This is a genomic window from Bradyrhizobium sp. PSBB068, assembly GCA_016839165.1.
GTDB lineage: Bacteria > Pseudomonadota > Alphaproteobacteria > Rhizobiales > Xanthobacteraceae > Bradyrhizobium.
The window spans coordinates 7,348,516-7,372,095 of record CP069300.1 but is presented as its reverse complement, the minus strand read 5'-3'; the positions used below and the strand labels follow the sequence as shown (position 1 = coordinate 7,372,095).

Sequence of the window (23,580 nt, the reverse complement as noted above, 5' to 3'; positions counted from 1 at the left end):
CGCTGGCCGCACAAGACTGCATCGAAATTGCACCGAGATTGCTCTTGGAGACGATCCGCCGCCGCGCCGTCAGGGCGCTCATCATCACGGACGCGCGCGAAGTGCTGCTGCTGCGGATTCGCCCGCCGCACGGGGATTGCTTCTGGATCGCGCCTGGCGGCGGCATCGAGGGCGACGAGACGGCGGAGGCGACGTTGCGGCGGGAGCTCGCCGAGGAATTGGGACTGGTCGCCTTCGCGCATGGCGCCGCGGTCTGGCGGCGTCACCACACCTTCAACTGGGGCGGCCGGCGAATCTCCCAGAAGGAAGAGTACCGGATCGTTCATGCGGATCGCTTTCACCCTGTGATGACTGATGCGGCCGAGGCCAAGGTGCTTGATTGCTTCCGCTGGTGGCCGATCGCCGATCTATCCCGCGCTGAGGAGCGGCTGACGCCGCTGTCGCTCGCCGCCATCCTTGAAAACTATCTGCGCGCCGGCGCGCCCAGCGAGCTGCCGGACGAGGAAGTGCTGGTCGACTGACGCGGACTGCCGGCCGTTGCCGCGCATTCGAGCGATCTGCTTTACGCGCCATTAAGGCCAGCGCGCGCGTCACGAGTTCCTTCAGCAATTGGCAACACAGCCCGAACGAATGATCCGCGCATTGCGAGGGCGTGCGGACGGAAATGGCGATCAAGATCGAGACACGCGGCGACGTCCTGCGCCGCACCGGCAAGGTCATGGTGACTGCCGCAGGCATGACCGCGGTGATGTCCTTCACCATCGGCATGCTGGTGTTCGGCCGCGATCTGTCGGCGCCGATCACGGTCGGTCAGATGCAGGTCTTCGGCCTCACGGCCGGCGTCTTCATCGCCGTTGCGCTCAGCGGCGCGATGTCGTATCGCGCCGGCCTATTGATGCTGGAGCTCACGCGGACTCGCCGCGAGCTGGCCCAGATCTCGCAGACCGACCAATTAACCGGGCTCCTGAACCGGCGCGGCTTCGATGCCGAAGCGGCGGCAGCGCTCGACAAGGCGCAGGAAGATGGCGCGTCGGCGGCGGTGCTGATGTGCGACATCGACCATTTCAAGTCGATCAACGACCGCTACGGACATGAGATCGGCGACAAGGTGCTGGTCGAGATCGCCGACGTGCTGCGCCAGTTCGCGGTCCGGCACGGCGCGCTGGTCGCCCGCTACGGCGGCGAGGAGTTTGCCGCTGTCGTGACCGGCCGGAGCCACGAGCAGGCCGCGCGCGGCGCCGAGGAGATCCGCCGCGATTGCGCTGCAAGAACCATCCTCGACGGCGTCACCCAGCTGCCGGTGACGATCAGCATCGGCTTCACCGTGAAGGAAGCCGGCTTCGATCTCGGCAACCTGATGCGCACCGCCGACCAGGCGCTCTACGCCGCCAAGCGCCACGGCCGCGACCGCGTCGAGCACGCGCGCGATGCCGCGTGAGCACTTGTAGCCCGGATGGAGCGAAGCGCAATCCGGGCTACACACTGAACGTATCGTCTCAATGCGCCGGCAGCTTCTCGAATGACGGCTTGCCCTCGGGCAGATGGTGGAAGGTCTGCTTGTCGCAGGTGTAGATCGTCATCTGCGGGGTGAACACGCTGGGGTCGTCGAAGGTGCCGACCTTCAGGATCGCGGCGGGCAGGCCCGGCACCTTGGTCACCAGATGCGTGCCGCATTCCGGGCAGAACTCGCGGGTCACGGCGCGCTCGAGATCCTTGCGGGTGAACTGCTTGGGCTGGCTCGCGGTGTATTTGAAGCCGGTGACCGGCATCGCCATGAACAGGTTCGGGCCGCCGCCCGTGATGTACTGGCATTCGCGGCACAGGCATTGCGCCGCCATCATCGGTTCGCCTTCGGCCTCATAGCGCACGTTGCCGCAATAGCACCCGCCTTGCACCTTCATGACGTCCTCCCGTTTTTGTTGTCGGCTTCATTGTTTGTAGCCTGTCATTCCATGATGGCAGGCAATTCCGACATTATTTTCTCAAGCCGCAGAAAAAAGAAAGGGGCTCCAACTTGCGCTGGAGCCCCTCAACGGTCCGGACATTGCCGGGTATGTGCCCGGACCGTAGTTCTGGACCTGGCCCCGGAGGGAGCCAGAGTCCCGGGAGAACTCACATGTTGTAGGCGCGCTCCGTGTGCTCGGTGATGTCGAGGCCTTCACGCTCGGTCTCGACGTTGGCGCGCAGGCCGACGATCACGTCGACGATCTTGTAGAGGATCGCCGAACCGATGCCCGACCACACCAGCGTGGTGCCGACGCCCCAAGCCTGCGAGATCATCTGCGCCGCGAAGTCGTAATCGGCGACCTTAGGCGGGATCGCGGTGTAGTCGATGATCCCTGCGCCGCCGAGCGCCGGGTTGACCAGGATGCCGGTGCCGAGCGCGCCGATGATTCCGCCGACGCAGTGGACGCCGAACACATCGAGCGAGTCGTCATAGCCGAGCGCGTTCTTCACCACGGTGCAGAAGAACAGGCAGACCACGCCGACCACGAGGCCGAGCACGATGGCGCCCATCGGACCGGCATAGCCGGCCGCCGGCGTCACCGCGACGAGGCCCGCAACCGCGCCCGAGAGCGCACCGAGCAACGAGGGATGGCCCTTGATGATCCATTCCGCGAACATCCAGGCCAGCGCCGCCGCGGCGGTCGCCACGAAGGAGTTGGTCATGGCGAGCGCAGCGCCGCCATTGGCTTCGAGGTTGGACCCGGCGTTGAAGCCGAACCAGCCGACCCAGAGCAGCGAGGCGCCGATCATGGTCATGGTCAGCGAGTGCGGAGCCATCAGCTCCTTGCCGTAGCCGGTGCGCTTGCCGATCAGGAGCGCGCCGACGAGGCCGGCGATGCCGGCGTTGATGTGCACGACGGTGCCGCCGGCGAAGTCGATCGCACCCTTCTTGAAGATCCAGCCGGCGTCGGCGTTGATCGCGTCGAGGGCGGCCTGCGCCTTCGTCTTGGCATCGCCTTCAGCCGCGGCGGCGAGCGCCTTGGCGGCATCCTGGATCGCGTCCGGGCCCGGCCAGTACCAGACCATGTGCGCGATCGGGAAATAGATCAGCGTCACCCAGAGCGGGATGAACAGCGCGATCGCCGCGAACTTCATGCGTTCGGCAAAGGCGCCGACGATGAGGGCCGGCGTGATCGCCGCGAAGGTCATCTGGAAGCACATATAGACGAGCTCCGAGATGTTGGCGTCGACCGAGAAGGTCGCCGCCTTCGAGTCCGGCGTGACGCCCATCAGGAAGGCCTTGGAGAAGCCGCCGATGAAGTCGGAGCCGCCGGTGAAGGCGAGGCTGTAGCCGTAGAGAGCCCAGAGCACGGTGACGAGGCAGACGGTGTAAAACACCTGCGCCAGCACCGAGAGCATGTTCTTGGAGCGGACCAGGCCGCCATAGAACAGCGCGAGGCCCGGGATGGTCATCAACAGCACCAGCACCGTCGAGGTCAGCATCCAGGCGTTGTCGCCCTTGTTGACGGTTGGCTCGGCGTAGGCGGCGGTCGCGGCGAAAAGGCCGACTGCAAGGGCCGCCAGTCCCGCGCCATAGGGACGCTTGAACGTCATGTTATTTCACTCCTGAGGTCTTGAAAGGTTGAGCGCGAAAATCAAAGGGCCGCGGCATCGGCCTCGCCGGTGCGGATGCGCACGGCGTGCTCGAGGCTGATGACGAAGATCTTGCCGTCGCCGATCTGTCCGGTCTTGGCGGCGGAGGTGATGGCGTCGATGGTCTTGTCGACCTGGTCGGAGCCGACTGCGACCTCGATCTTGATCTTGGGCAGGAAGCTCACGGCATATTCGGCGCCGCGATAGATTTCCGTGTGGCCCTTCTGACGGCCGTACCCCTTGACTTCCGTCACCGTGAGACCGTGAACGCCAATGGCGGTCAGGGCGTCACGGACCTCTTCCAGCTTGAATGGCTTAATGATCGCCATAACAATTTTCATGAGTCCTATCCCCGCTTGGACCCGGCGCGAACGAACACCGGGAGTTTCGACTGAGGTTCACCACGCGGAGGACATCCACTACGCGGGCACAGCCACGACCCTTAGAATCAAATGCCGTGCCAACCGGCCCGAGTTCGCTAATGGATTATGAATCCGGATGTTTTCCCGCATTGCGGGAGCCGGGTGCCCCTGTGCTATTCGGTCGCGCCTAAAATCTAATCAGACTGGCTCAATTCGTGAGCAAGCCAGGGTCCGGACACAATTCTGCTCAGCTGGGCAGCAGCAATAGGTATTTAGATGGGGTGTTGCCGGGCCATTAGGCGGCGTCGCGCGCCGCGAAGACCTTGTCGATCAATCCCCATTCGAGCGCCTGCTGCGCCGACATGAAGTGATCGCGGTCCAAGGTCCGTTCGACGTCCGCCTCGGAGCGCCCGCAATGCTGGGCGTAAAGCCGGATGATGCGCCGCTTGGTCTCCTGCATTTCGGTGGCATGGATCAGGATGTCGGAGGCCTGGCCCTGGAAGCCGCCAAGCGGCTGATGCACGTGGAGGCTGGCATTCGGCAGCGCGGCGCGGTGGCCGGGTTCGCCGGCCATCAGCAGGAACGAGCCCATCGAACGCGCGGTGCCCATGCACAGCGTATGCACCGGCGCCTTGATGAACTGCATGGTGTCGTACATCGCAAGCCCGCTGGTGATCACGCCGCCATAGGAGTTGATGTAGAGGTTGATCGGCTTGTTCGGGTTGTCCGCCTCCAGGAACAGCAATTGGGCGCAGACCAGTCCGGACATCGCATCATTGACCTCGCCGTTCAGGAAGATGATCCGCTCGCGCAGCAGCCTTGAATAGATGTCGAACGAGCGCTCGCCGCGGGTCGATTGTTCGATGACCATCGGGACGAGTTGCATCATGTCGCGCATCGGCGACCTCCATGTCTGCAGGTGATGACGTCTCAGCGGATGAAGTTTGCGATCAGGCCGCGCGCATCAGACAGCGCGTGTTGCTGTTGGCCGGTTGCGGCGGTTTTTCCCTGATGCCGCAGGCCTGCTGGATGATGCGAAACCGCGTGCCGCCGGCCTCGTTCGGCTCGATCCGGAAGGTGACATGGCTTTCGCGAAACGGCGGCTCGGACTCGCGGAGCCGGTAACGGACCTCTTCGCCTGTTATCGTTGATTCCGGCTCGGCGCCGGCGAGATCGCAATCCGGCAGCCAGCGTTCGCGCAGCGCCGGAATGGTCACGGCGCGCCATACTTTTTCGGGCGGCGCGTCGAGCTCGTATTCGATCACCAGAGCTGCGTCGGTGTCAGGCTCGACCATGTCGCTCATTGATCCATGTCCTTCAGCAGGTCGGAGAGCGCTTCGATGCGCTTCGGCCAATAGGCGCGGTAGCGGGCGAGCCAGCTGCCGATGCTGGCGATGCCGTCCGGGTCGACCTCGTAATTCACGAAACGGCCCTGCCGCTGCTCGCGCACCAGGCCCGCCGCGCGCAGCACCGCCAGATGCTGCGACATCGCCGGCTGGCTGATCTCGAGGCCATCGCGCAGGGCGCTGGCGTTGAGGCTGCCGCCCGCGAGCTTCTCAAAGACCTTGCGGCGGGTCGGGTCGGCCAGCGCCTTGAAGATATCGGCTTCGATCATGCCAACACATAAGCACACACTTATGTGTTGCGCAAGCCCGAACTGTCCTCACGCCGTGCTGCGTGACGTCGGGCGCCCTTTGCATGGGGTTGTTTTGCGAATTTTGACGCTGGGCTCCCCCCGGCCCTGTCCAGGCGGCCGCTACTGCAACGCTTCGCCGTGCTGCGAGATGTCGAGGCCTTCCATCTCCTGCTGCATCGAGACGCGCAGCGGCACGAAGACGGAGACCAGCTTGAGCAGCACGAAGGTGACGCCGCCGCACCAGAGCGCTGTAACGACCACGCCGTAGAGCTGGGTCAGCAGCTGGTTCGGATTGCCCTCGAGCAGGCCCGAGGTGCCGCCGATCGCGGAGGCCGCGAAGATGCCCGCGAGCAGCGTGCCCGTCAGGCCGCCGATGCCGTGCACGCCGAACACGTCGAGCGAGTCGTCATAGCGGAAGCGATGCTTCAGCCAGGTACAGGCCCAGAAGCAGACCAGGCCGGCAATGATGCCGATGATGACGCCGTGCCACGGTGCCACGAAACCGGATGCCGGGGTGATGGTGCCGAGCCCCGCGACCGCACCCGAGATCATGCCGAGCACCGACGGTTTGCGGCGGGTCGCCCATTCGATCGCGCCCCAGGTCAGCGCGCCGGCGCAGGCCGCGAGATGGGTCGCGGTGATCGCCATGACCGCGCGCGAATTGGCCGCGAGCGCCGAGCCGCCGTTGAACCCGAACCAGCCGACCCACAGCAGCCCGGTGCCGACCACCGCGAGCGACAGATCGAACGGCGACAGATTGTCATGGCCAAAGCCATGCCGGTTGCCCATCACCTTGGCTGCGACGAGGCCGCTGATGCCGGCGGAGAGATGCACCACGAGGCCGCCGGCAAAATCCAGCACGCCTGCGGAAGCAAGGAAGCCGCCGCCCCACACCCAATGCGCCAGCGGCACATAGGCGAAGATGAACCAGCCGATCGAGAACAGCACATAGGCGGAGAACCGCATGCGGTCGGCGACTGAGCCTGCCACCAACGCCACCGTGATGATCGCGAACGTCATCTGGTACAGCATGAACAGCGCTTCCGGGATGGTCCTGGCCGCCGGATTGACGCTGTCCATGGTGATGCCGGCCAGGAACCAGCTGTCGAGCGAGCCGAGCCAGGGACCGTTGCCTACGAAGGTCAGCGAATAGCCGAAGGTGACCCAGAGGATCGAGATCAGCGCGACGGCGGTGAGGCTCTGCGCCATCGTCGCCAGCACGTTCTTCTTGCGCACCATGCCGGAGTAGAACAGCGCGAGTCCCGGGATCGTCATCATCAGCACCAGCGCGGTGGCGACGATCATCCAGGCGGTGTCGGCGGCGTTGATGCCGGGATTGGTCGCAGAATCCTGCGCGAAGACCGGCGTGGCCTGCGCGAACAGCATTGCAGCAGTGATCGGCGCAGCTGACATCGCTGCACGAAGAGCTCGTGCCCCCATCATCATTCCCCGGCGTGTCGTCGTTTCTTGGCGTGGATTTGTGACGTGCGCCGGCCTCGTTGCCGGCGACGGATTTGATAAAGCTCAGAGCGCGTCGTTGTCGGTCTCGCCGGTGCGGATGCGCAGCGCGTGGTCGATCGGCGTCACGAAGATCTTGCCGTCGCCGATCTGGCCGGTGCGGGCGTGCTGGGTGATGACGCTGACCGCCTGCTCGGCGAGGCTGGAATCGACCGCGATCTCGATCCTGAGCTTGGGCAGGAAGTTCACGACATACTCGGCGCCGCGATAGATCTCGGTGTGGCCCTTCTGGCGGCCATAGCCCTTCACCTCGGTCACCGTCATGCCGTGGACGCCGATCGCAGTCAGGGCCTGGCGGACCTCGTCAAGCTTGAACGGTTTGATGATCGCGACGACGAGTTTCATGGTTCAGGCCCTTATTCCCTTGAAGTTGTCCCTGTGCGCCCGTTCCCGGACCGGCGCTTGCCGCCCCCGGAGCGGCAATTTGCCGTTCCGCACATTTCGCGTTCGCCAAATCTGGCAGCTTTCCGGGCAAATGGCACAAAAAAGTTGCAGGTAGAAGGGGAAAACGTGCGCAGCGCATGAACTCCGTCACTGTACGAGACGACAACCCTCGGCCAGAATATGGCTTTCCCGCCCCGGCCAGCGGTCCCGCTGGCTCGTTTCGCCTACCGTGCGCCCACCTGCGCGCGCGCCCCGAGGAACAAGAAATGTCGAACCGAAACTGGTTTTATGCATCCGAAGGCCAGCAAAAGGGCCCCTTGCCTGAAGCCCAGCTCCGCGACCTGATCACCCGTGGCATGGTGGGTGCCGATACGCTGGTGTGGACCGAGGGCATGGCCGGCTGGCAGAAGGCGGGGGAGATTCCGGGTCTTGTTCCGAGCGCAGGGGCGCCGCCGGCGTTTCCGCAGGCCGGCGGACCGCCGCCGGTGGCGGCGTCGGCAGGCTATAGCGGCGGCGCGCTGTCGGCCGACTTCCCGATCTGGGGCCTGTTCGGGCGCAGCCTGCTGATGTTCATCGGCCAGATCTTCGTCATCCCCGCGCCGTGGACCGCGACCGGCCTGTACCGCTTTGCGATTCCCTATATCCGCGTGCCGGGCCGGCCGCACCTCGCCTTCACCGGCCAGCCGCTCGACATCTGGTACGTCTTCATCGTGCTCGGCCTTCTGACCTATGCCGGAGCCGCCAACAGCAACATCGTGACGCTGCTCTCGCTGCTGTTGCAGGGCTTCCTGAGCTGGATGATCGTGCGCTGGATCTTCGGCCGCCTCAGCTCGAGCGGCCAGGATCTCCCGATCTCGTTCAACGGCAGCCCCGCGGTCTATGTCGGCTGGTACGTGCTGATGGTGGTCGCGTGCATCACCATCATCGGCTGGGCCTGGGTGCTGACCGCCTGGATGCGCTGGATCTGCCGCAATGTCGAAGGCACGCGCCGCGAGGTCACCTTCAATGCCTCCGGCCTCGAAGTGCTGTGGCGGACCATCGTGTTCTCGATCGGTTTCGCCTTCCTGATCCCGATTCCGTGGGTGCTGCGCTGGTACGCCAACTGGTTCATCTCGCAATTCGCGCTGACCGAGCGCGGTGCCTACGCAGGTAGCTAAGGAGGATCACTTCGGCTCTGAATTCATCAGAGCCGAAGTCGCTCGAGGACGCTACTTGCGTTCGCGCACCGATCCTTCTTGCGCGACGGATGCCACCAGCGTGCCGTCGGGCTTGAAGATCAGGCCGCGGGTCAGGCCGCGGCCTGACTGCGCGCTCGGCGAATCCTGCGCGTAGAGCAGCCATTCGTCGGCGCGGAACGGGCGATGAAACCACATCGCGTGATCGAGGCTCGCCGGCATCATGCGGCGATCGAACAGCGTGCGGCCGTAGCGCGCCATCACGGCGTCGAGCAGCGAGAAATCCGAGGCATAGGCCAGCGCGCACAGATGCAGTGCCGGATCGTCGGGCAGCTTCGCCGCGGTGCGGATCCAGACATGGATGCGGCCGTCGTCGATCTGCTGGCCGAAATAGCGGCCGAGCTCGACCGGGCGCAGCTCGATCGGCCGGTCGCTTTCGTAGTAGCGACGGATGAACTCCGGCATCTCCTTGAACATCGGCTGCTTCGAGACTTCCTCCGCCGTCAGCTTCTCCGGCGGCGGCACGTCGGGCATCTTCTCCTGGTGATTGAAGTTGCTCTCTTCATCGGAATGGAACGAGACCATGATGGAGAAGATCGCGTTGCCGTGCTGGATCGCGGTGACGCGGCGGGTGGTGTAGCTCTTGCCGTCGCGCAGCCGCTCGACCTGGTAGATGATCGGGATCTGCGGATCGCCGGGCAGGATGAAATAGCAATGGATCGAATGCGGCAGCCGGCCCTCGACGGTGCGGCACGCCGCAACCATCGCCTGGCCGATCACCTGGCCACCGAACACCCGCTGCCAGCTCGTCTTCGGGCTGTTGCCGCGGAACAAATTCACCTCGAGCTGCTCGAGATCGAGGATGGACAGCAGGTCGATCAGGCTCTTGGACATGGATGCGTCCTGGATGGGTTCGGTTTGGATGTCGTCATTCCGGGGCGCGGCGCAGCCGCGAGCCCGGAATCCATTCATCCACCGAAGTTGCGGCCTGATGGATTCCGGGCTCGCGCTTCGCGCGCCCGGAATGACGAGTGGGGCCGGTTGGCCGCTCTTGTTTCTCCCCCCTGTTTCGCCCAGCTAATATCAGGTAGCAAGCACAGTCTGATGGCGTGAGGCGCGTAAGGAAAAGGCATGCCGGCACAGCGAAGTATTGTGATCTGCGGGGGCGCGTTTGCGGGGCTGGCGCTGGCCGTGGCGTTGCGCCAGGGGCTCGGGCCGGACATCCCGGTCATCGTGGCCGACCCGGCGTTGAGCCAGCGGCCGAGCCGTGATCCGCGCGCGACGGCGATCGTGGCGGCCTGCCGGCGGCTGTTCGAAACCCTCGGCGTCTGGGGCCAGGTGGCGCCGACCGCGCAGCCGATCACGGACATGGTCGTGACCGATTCCAAGCTCGAGGACGCCACCCGCCCGGTTTTCCTGACCTTCGCCGGCAATGTCGAGCCGGGCGAGCCGTTCGCCCATATGGTCGAGAACCGCTATCTGATCGATGCGCTGGCAAGCCGCGCCGAGGCCGAAGGCGTCGAGCTGCGCGCCACGGCGGTGTCGAGCTTCGACTCACGCCCCGACGGCGTCAGCGTGCGGCTGGCCGACGGCACCGAGATCGATGCGAGCCTCTTGGTCGCCGCCGACGGCGCACGGTCGAAGCTGCGCGAGCGCGCCGGGATTGCGACCCATGGCTGGGACTATGACCAATCCGGCATTGTCGTCACGGTCGGGCATGAGCGCGCGCATCACGGCCGCGCCGAGGAGCATTTCCTGCCCGCGGGCCCGTTCGCGATCCTGCCGCTGACCGGCAACCGCTCCTCGCTGGTGTGGACCGAGACGCGCAAGGACGCCGCGCGCATCACGGCGTTGAGCGAGGACGAATTCCACGCCGAGCTCGAGCAGCGTTTCGGCTTGCATCTCGGCGAGATCAAGGCGCTCGACCGACCGCGCGGGTTTCCGCTCGGCTATTTCGTCGCGCGCTCGTTTGTCGCCGAACGGCTGGCGCTGATCGGTGACGCCGCGCATGTGATCCATCCGATCGCGGGGCAGGGGCTCAACATGGGCCTGAAGGATGTCGCGGCGCTTGCCGAAGTCGTGGTCGATGCGGCGCGGCTCGGCATGGATCTCGGACAGGCCGACGTGCTCGAGCGCTACCAGCGCTGGCGCCGCTTCGACACCATGGCAATGGGGGTTGCCACCAACTCGCTGAACTTCCTGTTCTCCAACGAATCGACATTGCTGCGCACCGTGCGCGACATCGGCCTCGGCCTCGTCGATCGCGCGCCGCCATTGAAGAGCATGTTCATCCGCCAGGCGGCGGGCCTGTCAGGCGAAGTGCCGCGGCTGTTGAAGGGCGAGGCGCTGTAAGCTTTCGTAGCCCGGACGAAGCGGAGCGAAATCCGGGCTACTACGCGATCGCATCAGTCGATCTTGCGCGCCTCTTCCGGCAGCATGATCGGGATGCCGTCGCGGATCGGATAGGCGAGCTTGGCAGAGCGCGAGATCAGCTCCTGCCGCGCGGCGTCGAATTCCAGCGGTCCCTTGGTGATCGGGCACACCAGAATTTCGAGCAGTTTCGGGTCGGCGGTGCTTTCGAGGTGATCGGTCGTCGAGTTCATTGCGGTCTCCGGCTGCAGCGTTTTCGAGCGAAGCCTGTCCTGCACTTGATGCGGGATGGATACCGGTTCGCGTGAAGAAAACGCGTCAGAATAAACTGCCGTGATGTAGCATATCTAAATACGCGCTGTCAGCGCTTCGCCATTCGCAACAATTCGTCGAGCGCGGCCTGCTGCCGCGCCTTCGGCAGCGCCTGCTCCGACAGCGCATAGCCGATGAACGCCCAATAGAAGACCTGTGCCCGGCCGCGCGCCACCTCGTCAGGGAATCCGGTCTGCCGGAGCAGGGTTTCGATATAGCCGACGCGGCGCCGGTCGACCTCGAGCACGGCGGCGCGCGCTGTGGTGTCGGCGGTGGCCCAGCTGCGCACCGCGCGTTCCAGCGCCAGCCGCGCCGAGAACGCCCGGCGCAACAGCAGCGCCAGCGCGTCGCCGCCTTTCGGAATGGTCTCGAGCTCCGCGATCACCTGCTCGGCGGCGACCTCGCGCCAATGGGTGAGGATCGCGGCGCGGTAGGCGCCGATATCGGCGAAATGCCAGTAGAAGCTGCCGCGCGAGACGCCCATGGCCTTGGCAAGCGGCTCGGCCTTGAGCGCCGTGAAGCCGCGCCGCGCCAGCGTCTTCAGGCCCTGATCGAGCCAGTCATTGGCTGAGAGCTGGTCCGTCATGGTTTCCTCGTCCGCGCCGGCACCATACACAAGTGTATTGACAGGCGCCAGCCCCAGGTGCCATATCCATGCCGACCATACAGTACTGTACGGAGACGTCGCGATGCGTGATCTTCTGCTGCAAGGCGCCGGTGCGATCGCTATCGTGGTCAGCCTGATCCACGGCGTTCTCGGCGAAACCAAGATATTCGCGCGCGCAACGATCGAGCCGCCGCGCCTGCGCTTCCTCCTCCATCTGGTCTATCAAGCGGGCACGGTCGCCTGGATCGGCGGCGGCGTGCTGCTCGTCGCCGCGCCCACGATGGCCTCCGATGCCGCGCGGCACTGGATCGTGGCAACGCTCGCCATCGTGTTCGGCTGCGCCGCGCTGGCGAACGCGGTCGCGACCCGCTTCCGTCACTTCGGCTGGATGGCGATGAGCGCCGTCGTGGCGCTTGCAGCTGCCGGCTATTAGCGAGCGCGGCAGGGCGCCGAAGGCGCCGCCTTGCCGGACGTACGAAGAATTTATGGAGTCATCAATTTCCGTGCGGAATCGGCTTACGCGCGGATAACCATGCCACCGAAAGTTGTAGAAAATTATCGAGAATACAATTCAATCGGCCTAGCTTGTCCGCGCGGACAACCATGGACCGACGCATGTTTCGTGTTCTGACGTGCCTTTCAGGTGAGCATGACTGGCGGCTCGTTCTGCTCGCCGGACTGGTCTGCTTCGTTGCCAGCATTGCAGCCGTCAACATCTTCCATCGCGCGATCGCATCGCAGGCGAGGACGCGGCTGATCTGGATCGCGATCGCGGGAGCCGCGATCGGCTACGGTATCTGGGCGACGCATTTCATCGCCATGCTGGCCTACGAGCCCGGCGTGCCGACCGGTTACGGCATCACGCTGACCGCACTGTCGCTTGCCGTGGCGATGATGCTGACCTCGTGTGGCCTCGGCCTCGCTGCCAGCGACTCCAGCGGCTGGCGCGCGCCGGTCGGCGGCGCAGTGATCGGCGCCGGCATCGCCAGCATGCACTATCTCGGAATGTGGGCGCTCGAAGTGCCGGGCCATGTGGTGTGGTCGATGGACCTCGTGGCCGCCTCCATCGTGCTCGGCATGCTGTTCGGGTACGCCGCGCTGTCGGTTGCGGTCCGCCATCAGGATCGCTGGATGTCGCTGGTCGCAGCGCTGTTGCTGACGCTTGCGATCGTGACGCATCATTTCACCGCGATGGGCGCGGTCGAGATCGTCCCCGACCCCCTGCAGACGCCGGCGGCGCTGTCGCTCTCTCCCGCCTTCCTCGCCGTCGTGATCGCGGGCGTGGCGCTCTCGGTGCTCGGGATGAGCCTGGTCGGCGTGCTTGCGGATCGAAGGCTGGCGCTTCGCACCCGCCGTTTCGAGGACATCATCAGCCAGTTGTCGCTGGCGCGCCAGCAAGTCGAGGCGTCGCAGAAGGAGCTGGAGCAACAGAGGTTCCGGCTCGATACCGCGATCAACCACATGGGCGAGGGCCTCTGCATGTTCGATGCGGCGAAGCGCCTCGTCGTATGCAACGATCGCTACGCCAAAATGTACCGGCTGCCGCCCGAACTGCTGCTGCCCGGCACCGCCCACCGCGAGATCATCAAGCACCGGATCGCCAATGGCATCCTCAAGGGCGAGACCACCGACAGCGCCGCGACCGAGAAGCTCGCCACACTGAACGCGCTGCCAGCCGACGAGATCAGCAGCCGGGTCGACGAGCTTGCCGACGGCCGGCTGATCTGCGTGACGCGGCAGCCGATGCCCGGCGGCGGCTGGGTCGCGACGCATCGCGACGTCACCGAGCAGCGCCGCTCCGAGGCCAAGATCACCCACATGGCGCAGCACGACGCGCTGACCGACCTGCCGAACCGCGTGCTGCTCAAGGAGTGGATGGAGCAGGCGCTGTCTGGTGCGCGGTGCGGCGGACCGAGCCTTGCGGTGCTGATGCTCGATCTCGATCGCTTCAAGGACGTCAACGACACGCTCGGACATCCGGCGGGCGATGCGTTGCTGAAGTCGGTGGCCGCGCGGCTCCGCCGATGCGTCAGCGATACGACGCTGGTCGCGCGGCTCGGCGGCGACGAGTTCGCGGTCATCGACTATGTCAGCGATCCGGTTGCCGAAGCCGGCCTGCTTGCGGAGAAGATCAGGAAGGCGCTCAGCGAGCCGATCGATCTCGGCCACCATCGGTTGACCACCACGACCAGCATCGGCATCGCAATCGCACCGCGCGACGGCACCGATTCGGACGAGGTGCTGCGCAGTGCTGATCTTGCGCTCTACTCGGCGAAGAGCGTTGGACGCGGCTCGTTCCGCTTCTTCGAGCCGGAGCTCGACCGGTTGCTGCAGGCCCGGCGCAGCCTCGAGCGCGACATGCGCAGCGCGCTCGCCAACGGCGAGTTCGAGCTGCGCTATCAGCCCTTCATCCACGTCGCGAGCGGAGAGACCTGCGGCTTCGAGGCGCTGCTGCGCTGGCATCATCCGCAGCGCGGCATGATCTCGCCGGCGCAGTTCATCCCACTCGCGGAAGAGACCGGCCTGATCGTGCCGCTCGGAGAATGGGTGCTGCGCACCGCGTGCGCGGAAGCCGCCAAATGGCCCGCCGACCTCAAGATCGCGATCAATCTGTCGCCGGTGCAGTTCAGGAGCCCGGAGTTGGTCCCGGTGATCGTGCATGCGCTGGCGAGCGCTGGAATTCCGCCCGAGCGGCTCGAGCTCGAAGTCACCGAAACGGCCATCATCCAGGACAGCGAGGCGGTGTTCGCGGCGCTCAGCCAGCTGCACGATCTCGGAGTGCGGATTGCGCTCGACGATTTCGGCACCGGCTATTCCTCGCTGAGCTTCCTGCAGAAGTTTCCGTTCGACAAGGTCAAGATCGACCGCAGCTTCGTGTCCGAGCTCTCGGGCGCAACGGACGAGTCGCGCAGGATCGCGCGCGCGATCGTTCGCTTCGCCGTCAGCCTCGGCAAGACGACCACGGCCGAGGGCGTCGAGACCAGGGAGCAGCTCGACATCCTGCGCGCCGATGCCTGCGTGGAAGTGCAGGGCTTCCACTTCAGCCCGCCGGTCCAGAGCGAGAAGGTGGCGCAGATGGTCGGCGGGCGGACCCCGGCGGCAGCCGAACGTCCTGCGGTTCGTCTCGCAGTGGCGGGTGGCGCTTCCTGATCGAACGCCGCCCGAGCGGATTTCGGATACCCATGAGGCGTAAGGCCGCAGCACGCGGTCAAAACCAAATTGCGCGTGGAGCGCAAAGCGGTTTTCCGGGCCGTTAGAATTTCTCTAAAGCCTGCCGCGGCCGCGCTTCCTTGACTTGGCAATCCCCTCGGCATTGTTCACGCATATGCCCGGCGCGATGCGCGTTGTGGGCATGATCGTCAACGGAGGGGATGCGCGTGAAGGTGATTCTGAGTGCTGTGATTGCAGCGTGCGTTTTGGGGCTTTTCGGATCGGCGGCATTCGCCGACGGCTACAAGACTTGCACCAAGCTCGACAAGACGTCGTGGAAGCCGGCGAGTGATGCCGAAGCCAAGGCCAAGGCGGCCGGCTACGAGGTGCGCCGGTCGAAGGTCGAGGGCTCATGCTACGAAGTCTACGGCGTCAAGGAAGGCAAACTCTACGAGCTGTTCTACAGCCCGGAGGATCTCAGCCTGAAGCACACGATCGCCAAGTGAACTGTCCAGTGAATCGTCAAGTGAATCGCCGAGCGAAGCGGGCGCGATGACGGAGGCGGCGCCGGGCGCCCGCGGCGCGACCAGCGTGCAGGTCTGGGATCTGCCGCTGCGGCTGTGGCACTGGGCGCTCGCCATCCTCGTCCTGGTCGCATGGGTGACGCCCAACGCCTATGACCGGCTGCACCGGCTGGCGGGCTATGCGGTGATCGGGCTATTGGCGTTCCGTCTGGTCTGGGGCTTTGTCGGCACGCGCTACGCGCGTTTCGGCAAGCTCGGCGTCCGCCTGCGCGCCGCGCCGCGCTACATCTGGAATCTCCGTCGCGGCATCACCGGGCGTTACATCGGGCTCAATCCCGCGGGCACCGTGATGCTGGTGGCACTGCTGCTCATGCTCGCGGTCTCGGCGATCACGGGCGCGATGGAGGTCACCGTGACCTTCTTCGGTGTCTGGTGGGTGGAGGATACCCACGCCTATGCCTCGGATGCGGTCATCATCCTGGTTTGCCTGCACGTGCTCGGCGTCATCGTTGTGGGATTGCTGCAGCGTCAGAACCTGGTGCGCGCGATGTTCACCGGACGCAAGCGGCTGCGCAATCGCTGACGAACGCGTGGCTTTTGTTTGGGCATGATCTCCGGGCAAACGCGGAGCGTTTGTCGCGCGGGAAAACTGCTTCGCAGTTTTCCCGATCATGCTCATTGCACCGGCGGATCTCCCGAGGTGCGCTTCTTGGCGAGGTCCATCTCGGTGACGGCGATCAGGATCTCGGCGCGGGTCTTCAGGTCGGGCGCCTCGAGCATCGCCTGCTTTTCGGCCGGACCGTAGGGCGACATCATCGCCAGCGCATTGACCAGCGCCTCGTTGGGCGCGGACTCGATGCCCTCCCAGTCGACCTTCAGATTGTTGGCCTCCAGGAAGTCGGCGAGCACTTCGAGCAGCGCCTTGCGATCGACGGCGTCCTCGCCCTTGCGCGCGGTGAAGTCGCCGGCGAAGGAGAAGAAGTCGACCTTGCACTGCCGGTACGGCGTCTGCACGATCAGCTCCTCGACCACCTTGAAGCGCGCGACGCCGGTCAATTCGAGGATGTAGCGGCCGTCGCCGGATTCGGCGAGCTGGGTGATGCGGCCGACGCAGCCGATGCGGAACAGCACCGGCTTCGCCTCCTTCTGCGAATGCGCCACATCGGGCTGGATCATGCCGATCAGGCGATGACCGTCGCGCAACGCGTCGTCGATCATCGCGAGATAACGCGGCTCGAAGATGTTGAGCGGCATCTGGCCGCGCGGCAACAGCAGCGCGCCCGGCAGCGGGAACACCGGGATCACCTCGGGGAGCTCGCCGGGCCCGCGATATTCGGCATTGATCGGCATCTGGGGTCCCGCTGCTGTGACGGGTGTACTTTACGAGAACAGGATGGTCGACAACCGCCTGCGCCCCTCGACAGTTGCTTCATCGGTGCCCCCCCACGCCTCGAAGAACTGCACCAGCTGCTTGCGCGCGCCGTCGTCGTTCCACTTGCGGTCGCGCTTGACGATGGCGAGCAACTGCTCGGTCGCTTCAGCACGCTTGTTCATTGCGTTCAGCGCGGTCGCGAGATCGAAGCGAGCCTGATGATCGAGCGGGTTTGCGGCAACTTTCTGTTCCAGCTCGGCGATCGGGCCGACCGACTGCGCCTGTTCGGCGAGATCGATCGCCGCCTGCACCGCCTTCACCGCGGCGTCGTTGCGCTTGGATTCCGGCACCATCGCCAGCGTCTGCTTGGCCTGCTCGACCGCGCCTGATGTCATGTAGCATTTGGCGAGGCCGGCCAGCGCCGCGATGTTGGTGGCGTCGTGCGCCAGCACCTCGGCATAGATCTGCGCGGCAGCCGCGGCGTCGCCTTCGGCAAGCACGGCGTCGGCCTCGGCCAGGATCTCCGTGAGATTGGGCTCGCCGGCGGCGGGCACACCCTTGGTGATCTTCTCGATGAAGGCGTTGACCTGACTCTCCGGCACCGCGCCCATGAAGCCGTCGGCGGGCTGGCCATTGACGAAGGCGATCACGGCCGGGATCGACTGGATGCCCATCTGGCCCGGGATCTGCGGATGCTCGTCGATGTTCATCTTGACCAGCTTGACCCGGCCCTTGGCGTTCTTGACCGCCTTCTCCAGGATCGGCGTCAGCTGGCGGCAGGGGCCGCACCATGGCGCCCAGAAGTCGATCATGACCGGCTGGCGGCGCGATTCCTCGATGACGTCCTTGACGAAGGTCTGGGTCGTCGTCTCCTTGATCAGATCGGGCGCTGCCTGGGGCGTGGTGCCGCCCTGCTCCATTATCGTCACGTTGTCCTCGCCTGGTCGTCTGAGGTCAAAAATTATGGGGGCGTTCTAGCACGCTCCGTACGGCCGGTTCAGCCGTTCTGTCAGGCTAGAGCATGATCCTGGAAAAGTGGGAACCGGTTTTCCGCAGGATCACGCCCAGTAAATGGCGGTCGGTCGGCAAATTTCAATCGCTGGCCGCTCGGCCGGGTTCGATCGGGGACCCCGGATTTCAGCGCCATCCCACTGGGTGGACCTCGGCTCGAATCGCCCCGGAACGAGATCGCCTTGCGGCCCGTTCCAGCGGAAACGTAAAAAGAAATCCAGCGGGATCGTCAAATTCGGTCGATTCGGGGTCAATTTTTAAGGAAACCACGCGATTTCGTGAGTCCCGGACCGCGCTCTTGTGTTGCATTCGCAGGCGGCTTTTGGCATAGGTCTGCCGTTGCCGGCGAGCGATCGCCGCCATTTCGGATGCGGGTGTAGCTCAGTGGTAGAGCACGACCTTGCCAAGGTCGGGGTCGAGGGTTCGAGCCCCTTCGCCCGCTCCAAAATCTCTCGCTGACCGAATATCTCGCCGACAGAGCTGACAGTCTGATGAAGGCCCGCCCCGCTGCGGGCTTATTTGTTGTTCAGGCGGTTTTGCCGTTCGGGCAGTGCTCGGCGGTCAGGATGTCGCGGCCCGCGATGGCCGCTTCCCGCCTCGTTAACCGTCAGATCGTGCGTTCTCAAAACTGATAGAAATTTGTGGTTGTGTCGGCGCTGAAATGGCTGCGCTCGCCTCTCGACGCGGCACGCACGTGAATGATGCCGATCAGCTGGACGCCAGATTCCGCCTTGAACCGCCGCGTGGCTCGCGCTGCATGTGTTGCAGCGCTCATCGTGATTGCCGGCGTCGGGATATGCTCGCCGGCTTCAGCCCAGCTGCTGCCGAGCGACTCCGCCTATGCCCCGGCACACGGTTTCTTTTCCATGCCCGGGTTCGAGCAGGCGCCAGGCTTCGAGCCCGCGCAGCAGCCGCGGACCCGGGTCTACATCACGACGCGCTCGCATTGGGGCGGCCGGCAGAACTTCTGCGTCCGGACCTGCGACGGCCGCTTCTTTCCGCTGCCGCGCCTGAGCGAGACGGCGGATGTCAGGTCCTGCGAGGCGGCCTGTCCCGCCGCCGAGGTGAAACTGTATTCCGGCTCCGACATCGACAGCGCTAGGACCGGCGAGGGTGAGGCCTACAGGACGCTGGCGAATGCATTCCGGTTTCAGCGCGAGATCGTGCCGCAATGCTCCTGCAGGTCAAGCGCCTCGACCGGCCTGTCGCCGATTGCGATCGAGGACGACATGACGCTTCGGAGCGGCGACATCATCGCCGCCGACGATGGCTTCAAGATCGCGGCGATCACCAGTGGGGCGAGGCGCAGCGTGTTGTTCAGGCCGCTGTCGAAGGCCAAGGCGCAGGCGCTCGGCCTGGCGCGTCTCTCGTCGCGATAGACACGGATCGCGCGCGTTAGCTTCATTCGAATATGACGCCGCAGCGCAGAATGCCTTGTTATCAGGCAGCCCGCGCAGGAAAATTTCGCCTTGAATCTCGTCTCAACTTGTTTTGACGCAGCGCACACTGCTGCATGCGCTTTTCAGCGTCGATGGATGTGCTACCATTTTGCCGTCTGACCTACCTCACAGACCACGCCAACCATCATCTCTCAGGGCGTTCAAAATCAATAACAGGCAAGCTGCAACGGCTTGCATAGGGGAGTGACTCGATGAAATCAGCTTTCAATCGATCCATACTTGCGTTCGCGGCGATCGCGCTGCTGGCGGGGACCACCTTCGCCAATGCGCAGCAACAAACTGACAAGAGCCGGGCGTTGAAGAAATACGAATCCGGCACCAAGGAATTCTGGACCCATCCGCCGGATGACTGGTTCCTTGGCGACGAGACCGAAGCGCAGAAGGGCCTCGCCCCACCGTCCGGCCCGCCGACCGGCGCCTCCGACGCCGAGCTCGCCAGCATGATGAAGAAGATCAAGCTGCCGCCGGGCTTCAAGATCGAGGTCTACGCCTCGAACGTGCTCGCGGCGCGGCAGATGGCCTGGGGCGACAAGGGCACGCTGTTCGTCGGCTCGTTCGGCCTCGGCAATGTCTATGCGATCAAGGACAACAACGGCAAGAAAGAGGTCAAGACCATCCTCAAGGGCCTCAACATGCCGACCGGCCTCGCGTTCCGCGACGGCGCGCTCTACGTCATCGCGGTCGACAAGCTGATCAAATACGACAATGCCGAAGCCAATCTCGACAATCTGGGCAGCGGCAAGGTGGTGTATGACGACATGCCGTCCTATGCGGCGCATGGCTGGAAGTACATCGCCGTCGACAAGGACGGCTGGTTCTACATTCCGTTCGGACCTCCCTTCAACATCGGCATCCCGCCGACCTCGGTGTCGCAGATCCGCCGCGTCGATCCCAAGACCGGCAATGCGGAGATCTGGGCGCTCGGCGTGCGCAACTCGGTCGGCGGCGACGTCGATCCGCGCACCGGCAAGTACTGGTTCACCGAAAACGCGCGCGACTGGATCAGCGACGATCTGCCGAGCGACAAGCTCAACATGATCTCGAAGATCGGCGAGCATTTCGGCTATCCCTATTGCCACCAGGGCAATTTGCCGGACACCAAGTTCGCGATGGGTCACAAATGCTCGGAGTTCACCCCGCCGGTCTATAATCTCGGCGCCCACGTGGCCCCGCTCGGCATGAAGTTCTATACCGGCAGCCAATTCCCGGCCGAGTACAAGAACGCGATCCTGATCGCCGAGCACGGCTCCTGGAACCGGCACAAGTACCAGGGCGGCCGCATCGTGAAGATCACCGCGAGCCCCGACGGCAAGAACGCCAAGCAGGAAATCTTCGCCTCCGGCTGGATCGAGGGTGACCAGGGCTATCTCGGCCGTCCCGCCGATATCCTGCTCGACAAGGATGGCTCCATCCTCGTCGCCGACGACTGGGCCGGTGCGATCTATCGCATCAGCTACAGCAAGTAACAGTCGAAGCTTATGAGGCTGCGGTGGCCGCGAGGCGACCGCAGCCTCTGCTGCGATCGGATAACGGAACCACCTCGTCATGTCCGGATTGATCCGGGCATCCATCCAAACAAGAACCCTTTTTAAACCTGATGGATTGCCGGGGCATCCTCGACCAGCTCGAGGACAGCGCCCGGCAATGACCGCCGGAGAAACCGACAATGCGCGTTGTGTCCCTCGGAATGCTGTTCGCGTCGGCGGTCGCGCTGACCTCGTTTGCCCAGGCGGCGGACAATGCCGCCGGCAAGGCGAAAGCCGAAATCTGCGCCGGTTGCCATGGCGACAACGGCATCTCGCAGACCGAGAACATTCCCTCGCTCGCCGGCCAGCTCGATCAGTTCATCCAATGGCAGCTGGTGTTCTTCCGCGCCGGCGCGCGCAAGAACGAGCAGATGCAGCCGATCGTCGAGCAGCTCAGCAACGAGGACATCCGCAATCTCGGCGCCTATTTCGCATCGCTGCCGCCGTTCAAGGGCGGCAAGGACGACAATCCGGATCTGTCCGAGAAGGGCAAGCAGGCCGCGGCCGGCCGCCGCTGCGCCTCATGCCACGGCGACACCTTCGCCGGCACCAAGGCGGTGGCCCGCATCGCCGGCCAGCGCGAGGAATATCTCGTCAAGGCGCTGCATGACTACAAGTCGGGCGTGCGCTCCGGCGGCGCGCAGGCCGCGATGGCCGACGTGGCGTATCCCTTGAGCGACGAAGAGATCACTGCGCTCGCGCATTATCTGGCGCATCTGTAGCGGCGAATCATGTTGTCGTCCCGGCGAAGGCCGGGACCCATACGCCGCGGCCTCTCGATTTGAGGCAGATGTAGTCGCTATCTCGCCAACCAACTGAGTTCGGTGGTTATGGGTCCCGGCCTTCGCCGGGACGACACCGATCGTATTACGCCTGCCGCTGCTTCTCATACGCCTTGAGATGCGTGTAGGCCGTGCGCAGCTTCGGCACCGGGATCTTGGCCGCGTCGGCGCGCACGATCAGGTCGCCGATCACGTGATCGGCTTCGACCGGCAGCCCGGCCTTGATGTCGCGGAACATCGAGGCGGTCATCGGCGAGCCTTCGGTGGTCAAGAGCCCGCGGGTACGTTGGAAGAACGGGCCGCCCGGCATGTGCCCGGCATCGGCGGCGATCGCGCTGCATTCGTCGAGGATGCCGAGCAGGAAATCCCTGCCGCCGGGCGCGGCCAGGATGTTGCCGACCGAGGTCCGCATCAGGCTGGTGGACGCGGCGAGCGAGGCCAGGAATACCCACTTCTCCCACATGTCCTGCATCACGTGCTCGCTGGCGGCCGCGCCGTTGATCGCGGAGAAGGTCTCGGCGATCGCGCGCACCCGGTCCGACAGCCCGCCGGCGCGTTCACCGAAAGCCAGGGACTGCATCGGCTGCAGCTGCACCACCTCGCGCTTTTCATTCAGCGTCGCCGCGATCGCACAGAGACCGCCAAGCACGTGCTGGGCGCCGAACGTCTTGTCGAGCGCATCGAGATGCAGCATGCCGTTGAGCAGCGGGACGATCGCGGTCTTGTCGCCGACCGCTGGCGCGAACGACTTGATCGCGTCCTCGAGGTCGAACGCCTTGCAGCTCAGCAGCACGACGTCGAATTTGTCGGAGAGCTTGTCGGCCTGCACCGTCGGCGGATTGTTCAGCGTGACATCGCCGTTCGGGCTCTTGATCACGAGCCCCGCGGAGGCGAGCTCGGCGGCGCGGCGGGGCCGCACCAGGAACGTGACGTCGCGGCCGGCCTGAAGCATCCGGCCGCCGAAATAACCGCCGATCGCACCGGCGCCGACCACGAGAACGCGCATGGGAATTTGTCCTTCTTTGTTGTTGCCCCGGGGAGCGGGCGAAGCCCGAATGGCGGATAAATAGGGATCTGAACCGGCTATTCGCTACTCGCTATTCGCCGTCCGCTCATCTCACTTTCCCGACACCAATTCCTCGACTTCGCGCAGCTGCTCCTTGCCGAAGAAGATCTCCTTGCCGACGAAGAAGGTCGGTGAGCCGAACGCGCCGCGCTCGACGGCCGACTGGGTATATTCGATCAGCTTGGCCTTGACATCGGCATCCTGCGCGCGGGCGAACAGTTTTGCGGCGTCCAGGCCGGAGGAGGCGATCGCTTTGCCCGCGATCTCGGGATCGTCCATCTTCTTCGGCTCGACCCACATGTGGTGGAAAGCCGCCTCGATATATCTCTCGAACACGCCTTCGAGCTGGGCGGCGACCGCCGCGCGCATCAGGTTCAGCGTGTTGACCGGGAAGAACGGGTTCCAGACATAGGGCTTGACGTTGAAGCGCTTGAGGAAGCGCTCGGTCTCGATCTTCATGAATTCGGGCTTGTTCTTGACGCCTGCCAGCGTCTCGGCCGGCGACTTGTTGTTGGTGGCCTTGAAGATGCCGCCGAGCAGGATCGGGACATATTCGAACTTGACGCCGGTGCGCTTCTCGATCGCCGGGATCGCCTCATGGCTGAGGAACGCGTTGGGGCTGCCGAAATCGAACAGGAATTGCGGATTTGGGCTCACGGCGGTCGCTCCCTTTGGGCTTGTCTAGCATGGACCTGTCGTCGCAGGCGCCATCGGTAGAATATGAT

At 64.7% G+C, this 23,580-nt stretch carries 26 protein-coding genes and 1 tRNA gene; 12 read left to right on the top strand and 15 right to left on the bottom strand.

What is annotated here, in order from left to right; genetic code table 11:
• Nucleotides 1-53: 53 nt before the first annotated feature.
• Together JQ507_34205 and JQ507_34200 are read left to right on the top strand one after the other, a co-directional pair.
• The gene (locus JQ507_34205; protein QRI73635.1) at nt 54-521 is read left to right on the top strand and encodes an NUDIX domain-containing protein; all 468 of its coding nucleotides are present in this window, start codon (nt 54-56) and stop codon (nt 519-521) included.
• Nucleotides 522-664: 143 nt separating this feature from the next.
• Nucleotides 665-1,438: a GGDEF domain-containing protein gene (locus tag JQ507_34200; protein QRI69828.1), complete on the top strand. Its 774-nt coding sequence runs from the start codon at nt 665-667 to the stop codon at nt 1,436-1,438.
• A gap of 58 nt (nt 1,439-1,496) precedes the next feature.
• Here the strand turns inward: JQ507_34200 and JQ507_34195 are convergent, their stop codons facing one another.
• From JQ507_34195 to JQ507_34160, 8 genes are all read right to left on the bottom strand, one after another.
• Nucleotides 1,497-1,901: a GFA family protein gene (locus JQ507_34195; GenBank protein QRI69827.1), complete on the bottom strand. Its 405-nt coding sequence runs from the start codon at nt 1,899-1,901 to the stop codon at nt 1,497-1,499.
• 211 nt (nt 1,902-2,112) lie between these two features.
• Nucleotides 2,113-3,561 (bottom strand): ammonium transporter, encoded by a 1,449-nt coding sequence (locus JQ507_34190; protein ID QRI69826.1) that lies wholly within the window; start codon nt 3,559-3,561, stop codon nt 2,113-2,115.
• A 41-nt stretch (nt 3,562-3,602) separates the two neighbouring features.
• Nucleotides 3,603-3,941, bottom strand: coding sequence for a P-II family nitrogen regulator (locus JQ507_34185; GenBank protein QRI69825.1), 339 nt, complete (start codon nt 3,939-3,941; stop codon nt 3,603-3,605).
• Nucleotides 3,942-4,257: 316 nt separating this feature from the next.
• The gene (locus JQ507_34180) at nt 4,258-4,860 is read right to left on the bottom strand and encodes an ATP-dependent Clp protease proteolytic subunit (protein QRI69824.1); all 603 of its coding nucleotides are present in this window, start codon (nt 4,858-4,860) and stop codon (nt 4,258-4,260) included.
• A 52-nt stretch (nt 4,861-4,912) separates the two neighbouring features.
• On the bottom strand, nt 4,913-5,266 hold the full coding sequence (locus JQ507_34175; protein QRI69823.1) for an SRPBCC domain-containing protein: 354 nt from the start codon (nt 5,264-5,266) through the stop codon (nt 4,913-4,915).
• Nucleotides 5,263-5,577, bottom strand: a complete 315-nt coding sequence (locus JQ507_34170) for a winged helix-turn-helix transcriptional regulator (protein QRI69822.1) — start codon at nt 5,575-5,577, stop codon at nt 5,263-5,265. The genes JQ507_34175 and JQ507_34170 overlap by 4 nt, the downstream gene beginning before the upstream one ends.
• Before the next feature lie 141 nt (nt 5,578-5,718).
• Complete coding sequence (locus tag JQ507_34165) at nt 5,719-7,011, bottom strand: ammonium transporter (protein QRI69821.1); 1,293 nt, start codon at nt 7,009-7,011, stop codon at nt 5,719-5,721.
• Nucleotides 7,012-7,122: 111 nt separating this feature from the next.
• Nucleotides 7,123-7,461, bottom strand: a complete 339-nt coding sequence (locus JQ507_34160) for a P-II family nitrogen regulator (protein QRI69820.1) — start codon at nt 7,459-7,461, stop codon at nt 7,123-7,125.
• A 305-nt stretch (nt 7,462-7,766) separates the two neighbouring features.
• Here JQ507_34160 and JQ507_34155 point away from each other — a divergent pair, with 305 nt between their 5' ends.
• Nucleotides 7,767-8,657 (top strand): DUF4339 domain-containing protein, encoded by an 891-nt coding sequence (locus tag JQ507_34155; protein ID QRI69819.1) that lies wholly within the window; start codon nt 7,767-7,769, stop codon nt 8,655-8,657.
• A 51-nt stretch (nt 8,658-8,708) separates the two neighbouring features.
• Here the strand turns inward: JQ507_34155 and tesB are convergent, their stop codons facing one another.
• Nucleotides 8,709-9,569, bottom strand: a complete 861-nt coding sequence (gene tesB, locus JQ507_34150) for an acyl-CoA thioesterase II (protein QRI69818.1) — start codon at nt 9,567-9,569, stop codon at nt 8,709-8,711.
• Nucleotides 9,570-9,806: 237 nt separating this feature from the next.
• Here tesB and JQ507_34145 point away from each other — a divergent pair, with 237 nt between their 5' ends.
• Complete coding sequence (locus JQ507_34145; protein QRI69817.1) at nt 9,807-11,027, top strand: ubiquinone biosynthesis hydroxylase; 1,221 nt, start codon at nt 9,807-9,809, stop codon at nt 11,025-11,027.
• 53 nt (nt 11,028-11,080) lie between these two features.
• Here JQ507_34145 and JQ507_34140 read toward each other — a convergent pair whose 3' ends face one another.
• Both JQ507_34140 and JQ507_34135 read right to left on the bottom strand, forming a co-directional pair.
• The gene (locus JQ507_34140) at nt 11,081-11,278 is read right to left on the bottom strand and encodes a Trm112 family protein (GenBank protein QRI69816.1); all 198 of its coding nucleotides are present in this window, start codon (nt 11,276-11,278) and stop codon (nt 11,081-11,083) included.
• 128 nt (nt 11,279-11,406) lie between these two features.
• On the bottom strand, nt 11,407-11,943 hold the full coding sequence (locus tag JQ507_34135; protein QRI69815.1) for a helix-turn-helix transcriptional regulator: 537 nt from the start codon (nt 11,941-11,943) through the stop codon (nt 11,407-11,409).
• A gap of 103 nt (nt 11,944-12,046) precedes the next feature.
• On the opposite strand from JQ507_34135, the gene JQ507_34130 reads away from it, so the two are divergent.
• The 4 genes from JQ507_34130 to JQ507_34115 all read left to right on the top strand — a co-directional run bounded on the left by JQ507_34130 (nt 12,047) and on the right by JQ507_34115 (nt 16,221).
• The gene (locus JQ507_34130) at nt 12,047-12,397 is read left to right on the top strand and encodes a hypothetical protein (GenBank protein QRI69814.1); all 351 of its coding nucleotides are present in this window, start codon (nt 12,047-12,049) and stop codon (nt 12,395-12,397) included.
• A gap of 266 nt (nt 12,398-12,663) precedes the next feature.
• Nucleotides 12,664-15,114 carry an EAL domain-containing protein gene (locus JQ507_34125; GenBank protein QRI73634.1) on the top strand — a complete coding sequence of 817 codons (2,451 nt, stop codon included), beginning with the start codon at nt 12,664-12,666 and terminating at the stop codon, nt 15,112-15,114.
• Nucleotides 15,115-15,335: 221 nt separating this feature from the next.
• On the top strand, nt 15,336-15,620 hold the full coding sequence (locus JQ507_34120; GenBank protein QRI69813.1) for a PepSY domain-containing protein: 285 nt from the start codon (nt 15,336-15,338) through the stop codon (nt 15,618-15,620).
• A gap of 46 nt (nt 15,621-15,666) precedes the next feature.
• Entirely contained in the window at nt 15,667-16,221 is a 555-nt protein-coding gene (locus JQ507_34115) for a cytochrome b/b6 domain-containing protein (GenBank protein QRI69812.1), read from the top strand.
• A gap of 92 nt (nt 16,222-16,313) precedes the next feature.
• On the opposite strand, the gene JQ507_34110 is transcribed toward JQ507_34115, so the two are convergent.
• Complete coding sequence (locus tag JQ507_34110) at nt 16,314-16,988, bottom strand: LON peptidase substrate-binding domain-containing protein (protein ID QRI69811.1); 675 nt, start codon at nt 16,986-16,988, stop codon at nt 16,314-16,316.
• A 30-nt stretch (nt 16,989-17,018) separates the two neighbouring features.
• Nucleotides 17,019-17,939, bottom strand: coding sequence for a thioredoxin (gene trxA, locus JQ507_34105; protein QRI69810.1), 921 nt, complete (start codon nt 17,937-17,939; stop codon nt 17,019-17,021).
• Between the two features lie 452 nt (nt 17,940-18,391).
• On the opposite strand from trxA, the gene JQ507_34100 reads away from it, so the two are divergent.
• The 4 genes from JQ507_34100 to JQ507_34085 all read left to right on the top strand — a co-directional run bounded on the left by JQ507_34100 (nt 18,392) and on the right by JQ507_34085 (nt 21,729).
• A tRNA-Gly gene (locus JQ507_34100) sits at nt 18,392-18,466 on the top strand.
• 256 nt (nt 18,467-18,722) lie between these two features.
• On the top strand, nt 18,723-19,400 hold the full coding sequence (locus JQ507_34095) for a DUF2865 domain-containing protein (GenBank protein ID QRI73633.1): 678 nt from the start codon (nt 18,723-18,725) through the stop codon (nt 19,398-19,400).
• 272 nt (nt 19,401-19,672) lie between these two features.
• The gene (locus JQ507_34090; protein QRI69809.1) at nt 19,673-20,947 is read left to right on the top strand and encodes a PQQ-dependent sugar dehydrogenase; all 1,275 of its coding nucleotides are present in this window, start codon (nt 19,673-19,675) and stop codon (nt 20,945-20,947) included.
• A gap of 200 nt (nt 20,948-21,147) precedes the next feature.
• Nucleotides 21,148-21,729, top strand: coding sequence for a cytochrome c4 (locus JQ507_34085; GenBank protein QRI69808.1), 582 nt, complete (start codon nt 21,148-21,150; stop codon nt 21,727-21,729).
• 145 nt (nt 21,730-21,874) lie between these two features.
• Here JQ507_34085 and panE read toward each other — a convergent pair whose 3' ends face one another.
• Both panE and JQ507_34075 read right to left on the bottom strand, forming a co-directional pair.
• Nucleotides 21,875-22,795, bottom strand: a complete 921-nt coding sequence (panE, locus tag JQ507_34080; GenBank protein ID QRI69807.1) for a 2-dehydropantoate 2-reductase — start codon at nt 22,793-22,795, stop codon at nt 21,875-21,877.
• A 111-nt stretch (nt 22,796-22,906) separates the two neighbouring features.
• The gene (locus JQ507_34075) at nt 22,907-23,512 is read right to left on the bottom strand and encodes a 2-hydroxychromene-2-carboxylate isomerase (protein ID QRI69806.1); all 606 of its coding nucleotides are present in this window, start codon (nt 23,510-23,512) and stop codon (nt 22,907-22,909) included.
• Nucleotides 23,513-23,580 lie beyond the last annotated feature (68 nt).